The sequence below is a fragment of the Micromonospora sp. NPDC005220 genome (assembly GCF_040607895.1).
Lineage (GTDB): Bacteria > Actinomycetota > Actinomycetes > Mycobacteriales > Micromonosporaceae > Micromonospora.
In genome coordinates, this window is sequence record NZ_JBEXHP010000020.1 from 28784 (window position 1) to 45495 (window position 16712).

The following is a 16712-nucleotide window of genomic DNA, read 5'->3' on the forward strand; positions in this document are numbered from 1 at the left end:
GAGGTGCAGTGTGCGCTCTCCCCAAGGCTCCGCCGCCTACCGATCAACCCACACCGCGCTCGTCCGCGCCGTTGCCCAACCTGACATCGAGCTGCCGCCGTGGCCGGACCTGACCGAGCCGCGCGCCGATCTGGTGCCCGCCTGGGTCGCCTGGTTACGCCAGGTCTGGGCCATCGACACGGTGGCCGATGCGGTGAGCCAGGCCAGTCCGGTCCTCACCGAGCAGGTGGGCAAGCTGTGTGCGGACAACGCGCTCACGACCCGTGAGACACGGCGGGTAATCCAGGCCGTTGCTCGATATGCGCAGCGTCTACTCGGCCGGCCGACCCCGTTCGGTCTCCTCGCGGGAGTGGCGCCAGCTGTGTTCGGGTCTCGGTTGCCCAGCCGGTGGGGTACCTCGCACCAGGCCGTGGCGCGGGCAGGTGCGGCGTGGATCACCAACGTGATCACCCACCTGGAGACATGCCCTCAGGTGGTCACCAAACTCGCGGTGGTCGCGAACAACACGATGACCGTACGCGACGACCGGCTCGTCATTCCCTATCAGCCGCAAGCTCGGCCGCAGGGCGGACCGACGGCAGCGGAGGTGTCGCTGCGGTATTCGGCGCCGGTACGGACTGCCGTCGCCGCCGCGCACAGCCCGATCCGGGTGGAGGTGCTCTCCTCACAGGTACATGCCGCGTTCCCCAACGCCAGCGCGACCACGGTGACCTCGACGGTTACCCAGCTGATCACCCTTGGCGCCCTCATCACCAACCTGCACGCACCCAGCACTGAACCCGACGCACTCGGCTACCTGCTGCTCCAACTAGACGAGGTGGGTGCCTCCACGGTCCCCGTGGTCGCCGACATCGTCCGGGTGCTGCGCGAGGCCCATCTCGGGCTGCACCGGCACAACAGCGCGCAGTCCGAGGAGGCCCGGGCGGCACGCCGACAGGTGACCTCGCAGATGCGGGGCCTCGCACTGTCGACGCACGAGCCTCTCGCGGTGGACCTCCGGCTGGACGCCTCGGTGACACTTCCCGACCAGGTGGCGCGGGAGGTCGAGCGGGCCGCCCTCGTCCTGACGCGATTGAGCGCCCACCCCTACGGCACCACCGCCTGGAAGGCCTATCACCAGCGCTTCTACGAGCGGTACGGGCTCGGTTCACTGGTGCCTTTGCGGGATGTCGTCGACCCGGACAGCGGACTCGGATTTCCGGACGGGTACCCGGGGGCCGCACCGGCGGAGCCCCGCCCCCCAATGTCCCGACGAGACGAGGCCCTGCTCGCCATCGCCCAGCGCGCTGCCCTGGACGGCACCGACGAGGTTGTCCTCGACGATGCGCTGATCGCACAGATGGAGCTGGGTCCGCAGCGGCTTCGTCTCCCCCCGCACCTGGAGGCGAGCATCCGCGTTCAGGCGGCCGACGAGGTCGCCCTGGCACGGGGTGACTTCCGGATCGAGGTGGTCGGCGTCTCCCGGGCGGCTGGCGGACTGGCCGGGAGGTTCCTCAGCGTCCTGCGGTCGACCGACGCCGGGCGAATCGCCGCCGGCCTCACCGATCTGCCCGCCGGCGACCGGGACACCGTGCCTGTGCAGCTCTCGTTCTCGCCGCTGGACCCGGCGACGGCACACGTTGCGCGCGCTGTTCAGATTCTGCCGACGGTGATCAGCCTTGCCGAGCACCGTCGGCCGTCGCGGTCGGTACTCACCGTCGACGACCTGGCCGTCGGCTGCGATGGCCGGCGCATGTTCCTGGCGGTCCCCGAGCGAGGCCACCGGGTCGAGGCGGTCGGCATGCACGCGCTCAACCTGCGGATACACACGCCGCCGCTGGCACGGTTCATTGTCGAGGTCGGGCGTGCCCAGTGCGCCCAGGTGACGGCTTTCAACTGGGGTGCCGCAGCGCGAGCGCAGGTGCCCTTCCTTCCCCGACTGCGGTACGGGCGAACGATCCTGGCACCAGCCACGTGGCGACTGCAGGCCACCGAGCTGCCCGACCGCAACCACCCCTGGTACGCCTGGGACGACGCTCTCGACCGGTGGCGAATTCGCCACCGCTTGCCGCGCCTGGTGCATCTGGTCGAGGCCGACCGGCGCTTGCCGCTGGACCTCGACGAGTCGGCGCACCGAGTCCTGCTGCGTACCCATCTGCTTTCCGCGCCCCGAGCGATCCTCGCGGAGGCGCCCACCGCGGAGAGCCTCGGATGGTGCGGCGGGCGGGCGCACGAGGTCATCGTCGCCCTGCACGCTTCCGAGCCGCCGCCCTGGCCACCTCTTCCCCCGCCGACCCCAGCGCGCGTCATCACGCGCGACCAGGGGCAGACGCCGGCCGCCTCACGGATCCTGCTCGCCAAGCTCTACGGGGACATCCGCCGCCAGGACCTGCTCCTGACCGAACACCTGCCGCGCCTCCTCGCCGAATGGGACGTACCGCCCGACTGGTGGTTCCTTCGGTTCCGAGACCCCGACCAACACCTACGGCTACGAATCGTGCTCCCCGACGTGTCCGCCTTCGGACCTGCGGCGCAACGCGTCAGTGTCTGGGCCGACGACCTCCGTCTGCGCGGTCTGCTGCGGGAGGTGCAGTACGCCACCTCATATCCGGAGACCGGTCGGTGGGGCTCCGGCCCGGCGATGCGAGCCGCCGAGGCGGTCTTCATCGCCGACTCGCACGCGGTAGTCACGCACCTGCGGCAGCCGGCACGCCCGAGCCGTCAGGCCTTGGTCGCCGCGCATACCGCCGCCATCGCCATCGCGTACGCCGGCGGCCTCGACGCGGGCATGCGCTGGCTGATCGACCATGTACCCGCGGCGGCACCACACCCGATCGCCCGACCGGTGTTCCGTGAAGCGGTGCGGCTCGCCCACCCCGGCGACGACTGGGCGGCCCTTCGCGAGCTCGACGGTGGCACCGCGATCGTCGACGGCTGGAAAACCCGGGACGTGGCACTCGCCGCCTACCGCACCCACCTGCCCGGCCCGCACACCGAAGGGGTCGACGTCGACGACGTCCTCGGCTCGCTCCTGCACGCCCACTTCATCCGCGCGGTTGGCATCGACTTCGATGACGAGGACCAGTGCCGCTACCTCGCCCGCGCTGCTGCCCTCGCCTACTTCGCCCGGAGCAGTTCGTGAACCCGGCCCACGGCGAGCAGCTGGCCGTCGCGGTCGGCGACCTGCTGGCCCATCCGGACGACCCCGCCCTACCGACCCACCAACCATGGTGGCGGCAGTCGCTCGCCCTCGGCGCACCCGGCATCGCGCTGCTGCACGTCGAGCTGGCAGCGGCAGGGCTAAGGCCCTGGCAACGGGCCCACCGATGGCTCGCCGTTGTTACCAGTGGCCCGGTAACGACGGGCGCGGCCAGCCACTCGTTCCATGGCGCACCGGCGCTGGCGCATGTCCTTGCCTGCGCTGCCGTCCGCCATCCCGGTGCGTACGCCGGTGCTCTCGACGACCTGGACGTAGCCATCGCCGCCGACGCCCGACGCCGAGTGGCGGCCGCCCACGCCCGGATCGACGCCGGCGTACTGCCCGCCCTGGCCGAGTTCGATGCCATCCGAGGCCTCACCGGCATCGGCGCCTACCTACTGCGCCGCCCCGCCAACGATCAGGAACTACGAGCCGTACTCGAGTACCTGGTCCGCCTAACCGCTCCCCTGTCCTGCGACGAAAAGGTGCTACCCGGCTGGTGGGCTGACAGCGGCCCCGACGGACGCGTCGATGGTCGGTTCCCCGGCGGTCACGGCAACATCGGGATGGCTCATGGCATTGGCGGACCTTTGGCCCTGCTGTCGCTCGCCGCCCTGCGAGGCGTCGTCGTCGAGGGCCAGGTCGCCGCGGTTACCACCATCTGCGACTGGTTGGACAGGTGGCGCGGCGAAACTGACGCGGGCCCGATCTGGCCGTACTGGATCAGCAGGCCCCAGCTCCGCGCCGGTCGTGCTCCGACCGCGCGTGCCCAGCGGCCGTCGTGGTGCTACGGCACCGCCGGATTGGCGCGCGCCCAGCAGCTCGCTGGGATCGCCGTCGGTGACCCGGTCCGTCGCGCCTTCGCCGAGGAGGCGCTGGCATGCGCCCTCAGCGACCCCCACCAGCTCGCGGTGGTCACGGACGCATCACTGTGCCACGGGTACGCGGGTCTCGCTCACCTTGCTCAGCGCGCCGCTTCCGACGCTCCTCCCGATACCACCGGTCGCCTGACCGCCCTCGTTCCGCGCCTGCTCAACAAAGTCGGGCCGGCAGGAGCCGACCCTCACCGTACGGCCGCTGCTCTGCTCGGTGACCATTCGCGACCTGGACTGCTGGACGGCGCCGCGGGGGTCGCGCTGGCCGCCCTGAGCTACGGCAGCGCGGCATCAACGGGCAGCGCCTGGGACTCCTGCCTGCTCAGCTCGCTCTCGAACCGCCCACTCACGTGAGGATGCCCAGTCCGATGCCAACACCCGCCTGGCGGCAGTACACGGTCGAGTTCGCCGATCCCGCGACGGCCGAACGCGTCGCCACCACCCTGCTCGCCCCTGCACTCGCCACCGCCCAGGACGACGGCGTCCTGCACAACTGGTGGTACATCCGCAAGTACCCCTCGTGGCGGTGGCGATACGTCGCCGACGACCCCACCTCCTCCACGTTCGAGGACCTGTTGGAGACGCTCGACGTTGACAAGCTGATCATCAGCTGGACCCGAGGCGTCTACGAGCCGGAGACGCTGGCGTTCGGCGGCACGGCCAGCATGCAGATCGCGCACCGTCTCTTCCACGACGACTCCCGGCACCTGCTCCTCGAGCCTGGTTGCGCGGAGTCGGCTCCGCTCGGGAGGCGCGAACTCGCCGTACTGCTGTGCAGCGTGCTGATGCGCGGCGCCGGCCTGGACTGGTACGAGCAGGGCGACGTCTGGGCCAAGGTCACCGAGCATCGACCCGCCTCAGCCGTACCGGATCAGGCAGCTGCAGCGCTGGGCCGGGCAGTGAAGCGGCTCATGACCGCAGATGTCCGCAGCCTCGCCCGTCCTACCTCGGACAGCCCACTCGCGAGCTACAGCACGTGGCTCGACGCGTTCGAGACGGCCGGCCAGGAACTCGCCGACCTAGCACGGCACGGCCGCCTCCGACGGGGCCTCCGCGCGGTCATCGCCCACCACGTCATCTTCCACGCCAACCGGATCGGCCTGTCCGTACAGGACCAGTCCATCCTCGCCGCCCTCGCGGTAGAAACCGTTTTCAACCCCCTAAGGAGCGCCGTGTCGACCTCAGAACCCACGCTGCCAGCCGTTAGCGTCGCCCAAATGACCACGCACGCCGAGCCCGCCGACCTGCGAATCAAGCTCGCGGATCAGCTACGCACAGAGAAGATCATTCGGGCCTCCGGGGTCGAGGCTGCGGTGCGGCAGACACCCCGACACCTGTTCTTGCCCGGTGTCCCGCTGGAGCAGGCCTACGCCGACGCACCGGTCTACACCAAGACCGACGGCCGTGGCACGTCCATCAGCGCTGCGTCGCAACCCCGCATCGTCGCCATGATGCTTGAACAGCTCAACGCCCTCCCCGGCCAGCGGATCATGGAAGCAGGCGCCGGGACCGGCTACAACGCAGCCCTGCTCGCGGCCATCGTCGGCACCACCGGACACGTCGTCACGATCGACGTCGACGAGGATCTCGTCGCCGGGGCTCGCGACCACCTCGCTGCCGCAGGCGTCGCCAACGTCGAGGTTGTTCACGGCGACGGAGCGCTCGGACATCCCGCCGGCGCCCCCTACGACCGGATCATCGCCACCGTCGGCGCCTGGGAAACGCCGACACCGTGGCTCGATCAGCTCGCCCCGGGCGGCCGCTTGGTGGTGCCGCTCCGCCTGCGCGGCGCCGCGTCCCGCTCGATCATCTTCGAACGGTACAACGGCGGATGGCGCGACAACGGCAGCGAACTGGCGGTCTTCATGCCGCTGCGTGGCATCGGCGACGACGCCCGGCGACTGGTCACCCTGAACCCCGAGCAGGATGTAACCCTGCAGGTCAACAAGGACCAGACCGTCGACGCCACGGCGCTCGCCGGCGTACTCGAATCCGAGCGACACGTGATGTGGACCGCCGTGCTCTTCCCGCCGATGGTCTCGTTCGAGTGGATGGACCTCTGGTTGGCCTGCCGCCTCGACAACGCCATCATGCGAATGAACGTCCAGCCCCAGGCCACGGAACGAGGCGTCGTCGCTCCGATGTTCCGATGGGGCGCGATGGCCACCACCCGGGGCCAGGACCTCGCATACCTCACCCTCCGCCCGGCGCCCCCGACGCCTGACGGCGGCAAGGTGTACGAAGTCGGCGTCATCGGTCACGGGCCCGGCGGCAAGGACCTGGCGCAGCAGGTCAGCGAGGAAATCAGCCTCTGGGATGCCGACTACCGCTCGCGTGACGTCCGCTTCGAGGTGCCCGACGTCCCCGGCAACGCAGACCCGTCAGTCGGACGCTTCGTTCTTCCTCGGCCGCACCACCCCATCACCGTCGCATGGCAGTGACATGGACCCGAACGGCCTGCTCCTACGACGGTTCCCCCTGGTGGCCCGGCCGCGGCCTGCCGCGAAACCACTGTCCGCCCGCATCGACGACCTCTGCGCGCTCGCCGACCGCGCACAGCGTGAGGACGACCTGTCGGCGGCCTCCGCAGTGCTCAACCAAGCAGCCCTCGTCGCCTCCGACTGCGGCCAGGCCGAGCTGGCGCGAAGGTGGTGCCACGACCACGCCGACGCCTACCTTCTGCCCGCACGCCCCCTGGGTGCGCAGGCGGCGCGGCATGCCCTGGAGCCGCTGGTGAACCTTGCTCGCCTGCAGATCAGAGACGGCAACGGCGATGCCGCCCACCGAATTCTCGCCGACCTCTTCCACGCAGTCTCCACGCGTACGGACACCCTGATCGACGACTACCCCCTGCCGGCGAGCAGGCTCACCCGGAACGAGGATGACCATCGAGACGTACGGCAGTGGCTCTGGGGCGTGCTCCTCGCGGACGGCTCCCGCGCCCTGACCAGCGTCGGCGGATGGCACGACGCATACGAGCATCTCAAGCGCCACAAGGGCATCGGCCAACGGATGCTCGACGGCCGACAGGTCGCGATCATCGCGCACCTCGTCGCTGGCGAGGTCAAGGAAGCACGCACGATCATCGCCGAAACCGCCCGCGGCGAACCCTGGGAAGAGGCCGTCACCGCATGCCTGGCCTACCTGAGCAACGTCGGGGACCCGGAGAAGGACCTCCTCGACGCGATGCTGAATAGCTACCGACGGCTAACGCCCATACCCAGCCTTGCCCTCTTCCACATCCGCCTAGCCCTCTCGATCATCGACGCGGCAGGTGGCGTGGACAAGACTGAATCTCGCAGCCTAGCCAGGGACCTGATTGGACAGGCCCTCGTTACCAAGGACGCCTACGTGGCGGGTCAACTACTGGAGCACGAGCGCATCCTCAGCGTCATCGACGCCCAGTCCAAAGCTGTGCTTGCCGACATGCGGCGAGCAGGTGGGTCCGCGAGCAGCCAGACGCTTGCGGTCACCCTCGATCGCCTGCTACAGCCCCTGACCATCAGCAGTTCGGTGATTCACCGGTTGGTACGACACGCCAACTAGTACCGAACGGAGAGGGACGGATCGCCACCTACCGAAAAGCGTAACGAGCGATCCGCAGCGGTCCGCGCACCGGCGGGAGGGGTTCAACAGGAAGATCGGGGTCAACAGGCGGGCCGACCCAACACCGGAAGGCGTGCCGTAACACGCTAGGTATCCTTGGTGCATTGAAGCCAGCTATAGCAAAGGCGTATGACGTGAGTGCCCCTGATGAAGTCCCTTATATTCCGGTCGGTACAGACTTCATGCAAATCGTTCGTAGCCAGGAAGATGCCTGTGACGCCCTGACGAGGCAGAGGCTGCCCTTCCTTGGCAAGAGGGCACCTGCTCTGGTGGTGGAGTTGGGCACCCTGCTGTCATGGCTCGACCGCGCGGGCAGTTGTTGGTGGGGATGCGCCAACGGTGACCACTTGGTAGAGCATGCCGTCGCGGGCTCGTGCGGGACTGTACGCGCCGGCCTGCGGCTGGCCTACCTGGGATTTTACGACGAGGCGCTCAGCCTCAGCAGGTTTGTGGGGGAGCGCGCCAATTTGCTCGCCCTGTTCAAGGCTGAGCCAGCATCGATAGATCACTGGAGGAATGGCGACGAAAGCGCCCGTCGTCGGGACTTCTCAGCTGTACGTGTTCGCGTCGCCCTGGAAAAGGCGGGGAAGCCCATCCCGACGCCTGAGGAGCGATATCGACAACTGAGTTCCTTCGGGAGCCACCCTGGTCGAACGCCACAGCGTCATGATCCGCGCATTCCTCCTCGCATGGGTGGGGTCTTCAACGAGGCTGGCTTATTACTAGCCCTTAACGAGCTCGCGCGTGGTCTCATTCTCGTCGCCGCATTTTCCGCTCCCCTGCTCCCTGGCAAGTCGATTCCGCGGCGGGAAATCGTCAGCGCCGCTCTGGCTACAGCCGAGCAGATAGGCGGGGCCAACGTGATGGACATTGACGGCCTCTGGGAGACGGTGACGACGGCTGAGTCGATAGCACCATCGCTTATCAAGCAGCCGCAGGTAGGCGAATCCTCCATTGAGGCGGAGAACGCCTCACCACCTCCGTTCGGGCATCATCCAGGGTAAGGTCGCCTCGCATCATCAAGCGCGGGCGCGAATCGTGATGAGCTCGTCACCAGCGAGCCGGGCGGCGGTCAAGTGGTCGAGGACATGCGCACGCCTGGTTTGCGATGCCCGGGGCGCGGTCTTGCGCCTTGCTCATCCCGACGGACCCGCAGTAGAGCAGAAGCCGCCGGAGTGGCCGACTACGACGCCCGCCGGTACAGGTCCTCGCCACTGAGCGAGCCATTTCATCCTGCGTAGCGGTTCGCTTCGGCAGGACGAGGAGGGTTTGCGCGATCGCAGTGGCGCGGCGTGGGCAGCTGCGTCGGGCCGGCGACACGATGTACCGGGCCGATTGGGTGGGCCGGCACGGGCGGCGGCTCTACGCCTCAGGGGCCCAGCTGAGCCACTCGGGATCGTGACCCAAGCCGTTGCGCTCGTAAAAGGGCATCGCCCGGGTGCTGGAGTGCACCGTCACGTGCTCCAACTCAAGGCGACGGGCCTCGTTCAGCACGGCCGACATCAGCAGCGCGCCGACCCGGCGGTCGCGCAGCTCAGCGACGACGAACACGGACTGTACGTCACCGCCGCGCCGGGCGTACTTGTTTGCTGTGGGCACACGGTCGAGTACTGCCAGCCAGGCCATCCCGATCACCTCGCCGGCGACCGCTGCCCCGGGCGCCCTGGTAACCCTTGTCGGCGAAGGTCATCACGTCCGTGCTGGTCAGGGCGTCGATGATGCCGTGGATGCGGGCCGCGGTAAGGTCGTGCATCGAGCCCGGCGGTGCCGGTGATGCCCACACGAGCCGGCCGGCGGCGTCGGCGATGACCTGAACGTTTACGCCATGGCGCTTGTGCTTGCCGGAGTAGTACGGCTTCTGGTCTGCCACCCGGTCGATCGGGATCAGCGTGCCGTCCAGGATCGCGTACGCCAGGCGGCGGATGCGCCGCATCGCCGTGGCCAGGTTTTCGGCGACTGTGGCGAGCAGCAAGATCGCTTCCTGCACGTAGCGCCAGGCGGTGGCGACACCGACGGCGAACCCGGCCGCGAGCCGGCTGTAGGTGTCACCGTTGCGACAGATGGGCCAGGGCGAGCAGCGCCTACCTGCCCGGGTCGAGGCGCCGCCACCGGGATCGGTGCTAGTGCGGTGCGCTCGGGTGCGGTCGGCGAGGTGGTTCAGGGTCCGGCTGGACAGAGGGATCGTCGAGGGGTAGGACAGCACAGGCGAGGCTCCCGGTCGGGGCATCGAATCTTGGTCGAGGGCTGTCTTACCTAAAGCCTAGCCCTCATCGATCTCCGGGCTCGCTGCACCCGCCCTGAGCTGCAGGATCAGCTTGGAAAAGGCTCAGCGTACGACTAACCGACAACAACCCGTAGACCGGCTTCCTAGCGTCAACGCTCACTGTCGTAGGCCATCCCTACGCTTTGAGCATGACCTTCACCGCACTGCACCGCTCACTCGGGGTTGGCCCCGGTCCGTTGACCGACGAGCTCCTTGACGCTGCGGTGGCCGCTGGCGTGATTGAGGCGAACGACTTGGATTGGAAGTCTGAGCTCCCGCCGGCCAAGGGCCTGCCGCAGACCGACTTTCCTAAAGACGTCGCCGCGATGGCGAACAGCGGCGGCGGCGTGATCGTCTTCGGGGTGCGCGAGGAACAGAAGGCCGCGACCGCGCGGGCCGACGTAGGTGAACTCGATGAGGCATACGAACGTTCCCTGCGCAGCGCAGCGATCACGGCGATTTCTCCGCCCGTCTTCGGCCTAGTGATTCACCGTCTTGGTTCCGAGGGGAAGCGCGCTGTCGTGGTTGAGGTTCCCGGAAGCATCGACGGACCACACCTGATCTATCGGAACGAATACTTCGGCGCTCCGGCGCGCAACGATTCGGACACGGTGTGGATGAGAGAGCGCCAGATCGAGGCGATGTATCGCGCTCGGTTCGATGAGCGCCGTCATGCGACCGAGGCGTTGGACGCGCTCTTTGCCGAGGCTTCCGCCGGCCGTGACACTGGCAAACGCGCGTGGCTGATCGCTGTCGCCCACCCGCGCATCCCTCGTCTTCGGGAGCGGCTGAACCGCGACCAAGCTCGCGACGTCCTGACAAAGACCGAAAGGCTGGCGCTGACCTACGCGCGGCGCGGCGGCGTTCATCCGCTGGAGAGCGTGGACCGGCTCAATCCTCGACCTGGGCTCCGTCGCTGGGTCGCGGTGAACACCGCGACGGGAGACCGATCTATCTGTAAGGAATCGTGGATCAGTATCCATCACGACGGCTCGGTGACTCTTGCTGCGGCGATCGGCGGCCACCGCATGAGCAGCGACGGCTACTTCGAGGGCTGGCAGGTTGAGTCCCCTGCGATCGAATGCGCGATCGCCGACCTCATGGCGTTGATCCGAATCACCGCCGAGGCTACCGACAACCAAGAGTATGACGTGCGCCTTGGGATCGACTGGATTGGCGAACAGCCGCTGGTGATCTTGACGAGGGACAACGCGGGCTTCATCTACGACGGCGTCTCGACGCCCCTGCACCGCTACACGCCTGTCGAGACGACCGTCAACGCGGTAGAGCCCGCCTTGGACTTCTACTGGCACGTCCACGACTTCGCCGAGGATTGTGTGAACCAGGGTGGCATCTCGAACGTGTGGATGATCCAGCCCCCCGCGCGCGACGAATCGTCGTAGCTCAGCTCCGCGCAGTCACAACGCCCGCCCGATCCGCTCGGTTCCGCTGCGGCGGGCGTGTTCCTGTTCCTGCCGTTCGGTTTGAAGGCTCCGTGCTCGCTCGAGAGCGGCGCGTGCTCGGGCGGCGCCGATCTTCTGCGCATCGTTCGTAGCCTGCGCATCAAGCGCGGCATTGCCGGCGATGCCATAGCGGTGTCAATAGGCGACGACTGTTCGTGCAAGAGTGCCGCCAAGTGGAGGCGGTCTTGGCGTCCTTCGGCGGCGTAGCGAGGACCGCCGTCCAGGCCTGGCTCTCGGTGAACGCGGTGTCGAGGAGGCTTCCTGCGGGCTTCGAAGAGGTCGCGCTGTTCGGTGAGTGCCTGCCGGAGTTCGGAGCTCCCCAGCGCACGCATCCCCAGCGCGTCTACCCACCGAACGCCCGGACGACGGCATGCGCGGACGCCAAGATCGCTCGCGATGCGGCGTAGGCGCGCGTTCCGTCAGAACTAAATCAGAATGTCAGCGTGCCCGGCTTCTCTCGTTGCAGTTCGGATGGGTAGTGTCTCGTGGTGTCTACTCGCCTCTTGCCCTCTCGACGGAAGGCGCCGCGATGCTTGTCTTGGGAGTTAGTTCGGATGATAAGGGCGCCCAGCTTGAGGCACTGGTACACACCGAACTCGAAAGTCAAGGCTACGTGGAGGTGTATTCCAACGTAATAAGATCCGGCGGGAACGAGCTTGATGTCACCGCCAAGCGCAAGTTTTCCGTAATCGGCGCAGACCATGTTACGCCGGTCGTGTGCGAAGCAAAGGCTTACCAGGATCCGGTAAACCTTCCCACGTGGCAGAAGTTCCTCGGAAAGCTCTTCATCCAGCGATGCGAAACGCCTGCCGCGATCGGCATCCTGGTAGCGCTCAGCGGCGTGAACGGCAACGTGCGCGGAAGCTACGAGTCGCTCCGAAAAAAGGACGGAGGCTTATTCATATTCGACGGCAGAAACCTGCTTGATAGAGCACGCGAGGCCGGAGCGATCGCAAGCGAGGACAAGGTAAGTCAGGCCGCGCAGGAGCAATTCCGTCGAGGTGTTCTTGGCGTCGAGCCTGCGTACTACGGCGGTGGCTATTTCTGGATAGTTCGGTGGAATGACGAAGAATACTCAGTCGTCAACGCCCATGGAAGTCGCCTACTTGCACAACAGATTGAAAATCTCCGTACAGCGCTCGAAGGATCCGTTAGTGGCAAACTCATGGCTACCGACGAAGCCCAAGCGCAAGCGGAAGCGCGCCACAACATTAAGATCGGTCTCATCAGCCGTTTACTCCAAGGCGGAACGGTAACTCTCGGAGACTCGCACGAGGACGATGAAAGGGAAGCGTTCGCGTCACTAGCCGATGAACCGTACTCCTATACCGAAAATCGGCAGCTCAACCTCGTCCCCGCAAACGAACTTGACGCGCCTGGCGTCGCTCGGTTCTTCACAAGCTTGTTCGAGAGTACTACATCGGTGAAACACCTTGCGTTCATGACGGGTCGAAATCACGACTCATACATAGAGCGACTCATCGATACGCTGCCTGAACAGCAAGCCGGGTTCACTCTTGACAACGATGACAGACTCTCCTTGCAAGCACTCGCACCGTTCTTCCCCTCAATATGGGCAACGCTTGCACAACCCATACAGCTGATTACCACTCATCGGATCAGTGAGCCTGGCCTGGCCGATGAAGCCACGCTTATCTCAGATCGCAACACATTCTGGGACGAGATCATCAAGGTTGTTCGACAAGACTTCATGAACGTATTCCTACGCGGCTTTCTTTACGACCACCTCGGTGTCGCCGACCTTGACGAGGTGATTGAGGTAAAGGTCAAGTCGAAAAGCGGAGTAATCGGCACCATGAAGACCAAGACGCGCACCGCGATCCGACAACTATCTGAAGATTTCGCCGGTGAGGCCGGTACCCGACATGCACTGATTCGCATGCTGCCAACAGTTGCTGAACCTTGGGAGGATTCTCACCCCGATCCGATTCCCCTCGAAATCGCACTCAATGCCGGCACGTCCCGCGCTACCGCTGCAGGGGTTTCCTCGGACACGGTCCGCTAGCCGAAGCTTGACCAGACTCCGATTCTTCCTGCAGCAGCAGTTCAGCCGGAGGTCAAGGATTCGCCTGGTGGCGGGCAGCGCAGTAGGCGCAGTAGCGTCCAGATCCAGCGCCCGCTATTCGGCTGCATGATCGGCTGCACTGTTCTCGGCAGAAGAGGGTGATCGAATCATGACACGCGATGCTGAGCAGACCCTCGTCGGCCGTCCCAACTATGCCGGTGCCAGGTTAGTACGGCAGCCGCCAATTGCTAGCTGACCAGGGCGTAGTCGCGGTTCAGTCGGGTGCGTTGGTGGAACCAGCGGGCGCGGGCTTGGTGACGGCGTCGCCAGGTGAGCCAGCGGGTGGCGTGACCGGGAGGTGTCGGGCGGTGAAGGGCGTCGGCGAGTAGCCGTTTGACCTCGTGCACGGTCAGTGGGATGAGTCCGGGGTCGGGCGGTGGTGGCTGGTCGGGTGTGCTCGGTGGCGGGGCTTGGGTGTCGGTGCGGTCTTTGAGGTGGGCGGCGGTGACCGCGCAGACGGCGAGGGCGGCCATGACCAGCACGGTGTGTCGGGCGATCGCGGTGTAGAGGCGGGCTTGGCACTGGTCCAAGCCGAAGTGGTCCTTGCCGAACTCGAAGCACTCCTCGACGGGCCAGCGCAGTCCGGCGGCGCGGATCAGCCTCGTCTTGGTCAGGATCTGTCCCTCGGGCACATGGCAGTAGTGAAAGGCCAGCTCACCGCTGCGTAGATGACGGCGGACCAGCAGATGGTGGCGGGGTGAGGCGGTGGCGAGCCACGCCCAGGCGTACCAGCGTTGTCCCTTCGACCCCGCCCCTGCCGAGCGGATCTCCCACCCGCGGTTGTCGGCGGTCAGCAGGGTGACGGCCTGGGCGCAGGTCAGACTGTCACCCGAGGGCAGCTCGATCATGAAGGTGGAGGCGACCCGCAGCACGTACGCCTGCCGGTGAGTCTCGAAGAACTCCCGCAGTGGTGTGCAGTTGCCGTACACCTCGTCGCCGCAGGCGACGTCGAACACCAGCCCGTCGGCGTACGCGTCAGCACACAGGTCTATGGCCAGTTGGCCCTTGGTGCGGAACTCCAGCTCCGGTGGCAGTCCCATACCGGCCGAGGCCTGCGGGTCGGTGATGTGTTCGGCCGGGATCCACTGGCGGGCGCCGATCAACGCGTGCCCGGTCCGCTCCCGCACATACGACAGGTGCACCGTGTTGATGCCGTTCGCGACCCGACCCGCGCACCCCATGTACTGCCGTTTCACCCCACACGTCGCCTGGCCCTGCTTCTGTTGGCCCGTCTCGTCCAACGCCGCGACCACCAACCCCCGACGCCGCCGACGCGCAGCCGCCGCGTCCAGAGCAGCGACGGCAAACCGCCGGACCTGGCTCATCGCGGCCGTCGTGTCCCACACCGCCCGGTTCAACAGCCGCTGCGTGCGGTCCGGCGTGGCGTCCCCGACCTGCTCGGCGATGCTCCAGCCGTTGCGCTTCGGCACCCGACTGACCAGCGCCGACACGTACCTGCCCGCGTGCTGCCACGTCTGCGTCCGCACGAAACACGACCGCAGCTCCTCCAACAGCTCGGCCCGTGCGCGTACCGCGCGCCTGGCCGCTACCCTGGCAGCAGCAGCCGCCTTCGATCTTGTAGTCCTCACAAACACATGATCGACAGGCGGCTGCGTCCACTTCGCACGCCCCCACCGCATCCCGCCAGGTCAGACCGCCAATGGCGGCTGCCGTACTAGCGACCTGCGGGTTGACCCGCGTTGGCGGGGAGTGACGCACGTTGATCTGCCTTGGACTGGCGAACCGGCTCGGCCGACGACCACACGGTGATCACACCGGATGGGGCCTCCACCATGATCGTTGGCCCCGGTTGACCTGGAGCGGCATAACTTGACCCGAATTGGCTTCCGCTGGAAACCACACGGTGACCACATCACCAAGATCATTAGGGATGCGTCCGCGAGCCCTCATTTCGCACCCCACGCCTGATCGCCCGCCCGTGGAGACCTCGACACCCGCGACGCCGTTACGGTCAGGGCTCGTTGAACCGGCCGCCAGCGACGCGACCCGAATGGCGATAGACCCGTGGCCGGTCTCCCAAGTTGCCAACAGCTCACCGCGGCTCTCGTCGATCGCATACTGCGTCATCGCCAGCCCTCCCCGAAAGCCCGCCGCCGCCTACCGGTAACGGAATGATCACGCACGGCAGGACCGTGCGTGATCACGTCATCCAAGCACCTACACGCGCTCGCCGATACCCAATCGTGCCTGCGTCTCCTGCGCCCGCTCGGCCGCCGCGCTCGCACCGTAGTGACGGGGCATGTCCTCCGATGTCCAGCCCAGCAGGAGCATCAGGTCTCCGGTGTCTCCGCCGGCGCGCTTCCATTCGTGGGCGAAGTTGTGCCGCCACCGGTGCGCATGCACGTCCGGCACCCCGGCCGCTTTGCCCAGCCGCTTGAGGAGGATCTTGATGCCATTCGGAGTCAAGGGCGCCCTGCCGCGCTCGGCCAACCACAGCTGAGGCAGTGCGCCGCCCTTGTGCTTATCCCGGGCCCGCAGATAGCGGCTCAGCGCCCGAGCGGTCTTCGGCCCGAAACGTACCCGTCGATCCTTGGCACCCTTGCCGTGGAAGCGCACAGACTCAGTGTTCAGGTCGACGTCGGCCACAAGGAGGTTGCCGACCTCGGACAGGCGGGCACCCGTGTTGCAATACAGCCGAATCAGCGCCTCGTCGCGCAGGTTGACGAAGCCTTTGCCCTTGCACACGTCGAGGAGCTTGCCGGTGTCCTCGTCACGCAGAACCGGGATCAGCTTCCGCGGTGTCTTCGGCTGCCGCACCCGCTCCATCGGCGAGCGGTCGATGGACTGCTCGTCGACGAGCAGCCACTTGAAGAACTGCTGCAACCCCTTGTGCTTGTTCAGCGCGGTGGACGCGGACCGCGTGTCGATCATCCAGGCTTGGAACGCCGCCACGTGCGCCCGCGTCACCGCGCACGGGTCGCCAGCCGCATCGTCGGCGTCCGGATCCGGGGATAACTCCCCCAGATACCGACCCAGCTGCGCGGCAGCGAGAAGGTAGTTGTAGCGAGTGGTCTCCGGATAGTTCCCGGCGCGCAACGACCGGTCCCAGTCCCGAAGGAACCCAGCCCAGGTCCGAGACAGCCCGACGGAGAGCTTCTGAAGATCAAGAAGTGACCTGACAACCTGCCCGAGTCAAGGAGTCCAACAGCGGCGTGCTAAACCGGGCATCCATGTCGAGCAATGAAAAGAGGGCCCCCGCAAGTCACTGACCTGCGGAAAC

At 66.8% G+C, this 16712-nt stretch carries 11 protein-coding genes and 1 pseudogene; 8 read left to right on the forward strand and 4 right to left on the reverse strand.

Features of this window, described 5'->3' with window-relative positions; translation table 11 throughout:
- The first annotated feature begins 10 nt into the window (after nt 1-10).
- From ABZU52_RS11680 to ABZU52_RS11700, 5 genes are all read left to right on the forward strand, one after another.
- A complete protein-coding gene (locus tag ABZU52_RS11680) occupies nt 11-3121 on the forward strand; it encodes a lantibiotic dehydratase (RefSeq protein WP_354971013.1) in 3111 nt (1036 codons plus the stop codon).
- Nucleotides 3118-4407, forward strand: coding sequence for a lanthionine synthetase C family protein (locus ABZU52_RS11685; protein ID WP_354971014.1), 1290 nt, complete (start codon nt 3118-3120; stop codon nt 4405-4407). Before ABZU52_RS11680 ends, ABZU52_RS11685 begins: the two co-directional genes overlap by 4 nt.
- 14 nt (nt 4408-4421) lie before the next feature.
- A complete protein-coding gene (fxlM, locus tag ABZU52_RS11690) occupies nt 4422-6494 on the forward strand; it encodes a methyltransferase, FxLD system (RefSeq protein ID WP_354971015.1) in 2073 nt (690 codons plus the stop codon).
- Nucleotide 6495: 1 nt separating this feature from the next.
- Nucleotides 6496-7599, forward strand: a complete 1104-nt coding sequence (locus ABZU52_RS11695) for a hypothetical protein (protein ID WP_354971016.1) — start codon at nt 6496-6498, stop codon at nt 7597-7599.
- A 194-nt stretch (nt 7600-7793) separates the two neighbouring features.
- Nucleotides 7794-8663 (forward strand): hypothetical protein, encoded by an 870-nt coding sequence (locus tag ABZU52_RS11700; RefSeq protein WP_354971017.1) that lies wholly within the window; start codon nt 7794-7796, stop codon nt 8661-8663.
- Between the two features lie 358 nt (nt 8664-9021).
- Here the strand turns inward: ABZU52_RS11700 and ABZU52_RS11705 are convergent, their stop codons facing one another.
- The gene (locus ABZU52_RS11705) at nt 9022-9285 is read right to left on the reverse strand and encodes a GNAT family N-acetyltransferase (protein WP_354971018.1); all 264 of its coding nucleotides are present in this window, start codon (nt 9283-9285) and stop codon (nt 9022-9024) included.
- Between the two features lie 22 nt (nt 9286-9307).
- A pseudogene (locus ABZU52_RS11710) lies at nt 9308-9862 on the reverse strand (transposase family protein); the annotation flags it as partial.
- Between the two features lie 209 nt (nt 9863-10071).
- Between ABZU52_RS11710 and ABZU52_RS11715 the strand changes: the two are divergent.
- The 3 genes from ABZU52_RS11715 (at nt 10072) to ABZU52_RS11725 (ending at nt 13411) form a co-directional block, all read left to right on the forward strand.
- Nucleotides 10072-11325, forward strand: a complete 1254-nt coding sequence (locus ABZU52_RS11715) for an ATP-binding protein (protein WP_354971019.1) — start codon at nt 10072-10074, stop codon at nt 11323-11325.
- Nucleotides 11326-11558: 233 nt separating this feature from the next.
- Entirely contained in the window at nt 11559-11792 is a 234-nt protein-coding gene (locus ABZU52_RS11720; protein WP_354971020.1) for a hypothetical protein, read from the forward strand.
- 122 nt (nt 11793-11914) lie between these two features.
- Entirely contained in the window at nt 11915-13411 is a 1497-nt protein-coding gene (locus ABZU52_RS11725; RefSeq protein WP_354971021.1) for a hypothetical protein, read from the forward strand.
- Nucleotides 13412-13659: 248 nt separating this feature from the next.
- Here ABZU52_RS11725 and ABZU52_RS11730 read toward each other — a convergent pair whose 3' ends face one another.
- Together ABZU52_RS11730 and ABZU52_RS11735 are read right to left on the reverse strand one after the other, a co-directional pair.
- On the reverse strand, nt 13660-15111 hold the full coding sequence (locus ABZU52_RS11730; RefSeq protein WP_354971022.1) for an IS701 family transposase: 1452 nt from the start codon (nt 15109-15111) through the stop codon (nt 13660-13662).
- A gap of 538 nt (nt 15112-15649) precedes the next feature.
- Entirely contained in the window at nt 15650-16573 is a 924-nt protein-coding gene (locus ABZU52_RS11735; RefSeq protein ID WP_354971045.1) for a tyrosine-type recombinase/integrase, read from the reverse strand.
- Nucleotides 16574-16712: the final 139 nt, after the last annotated feature.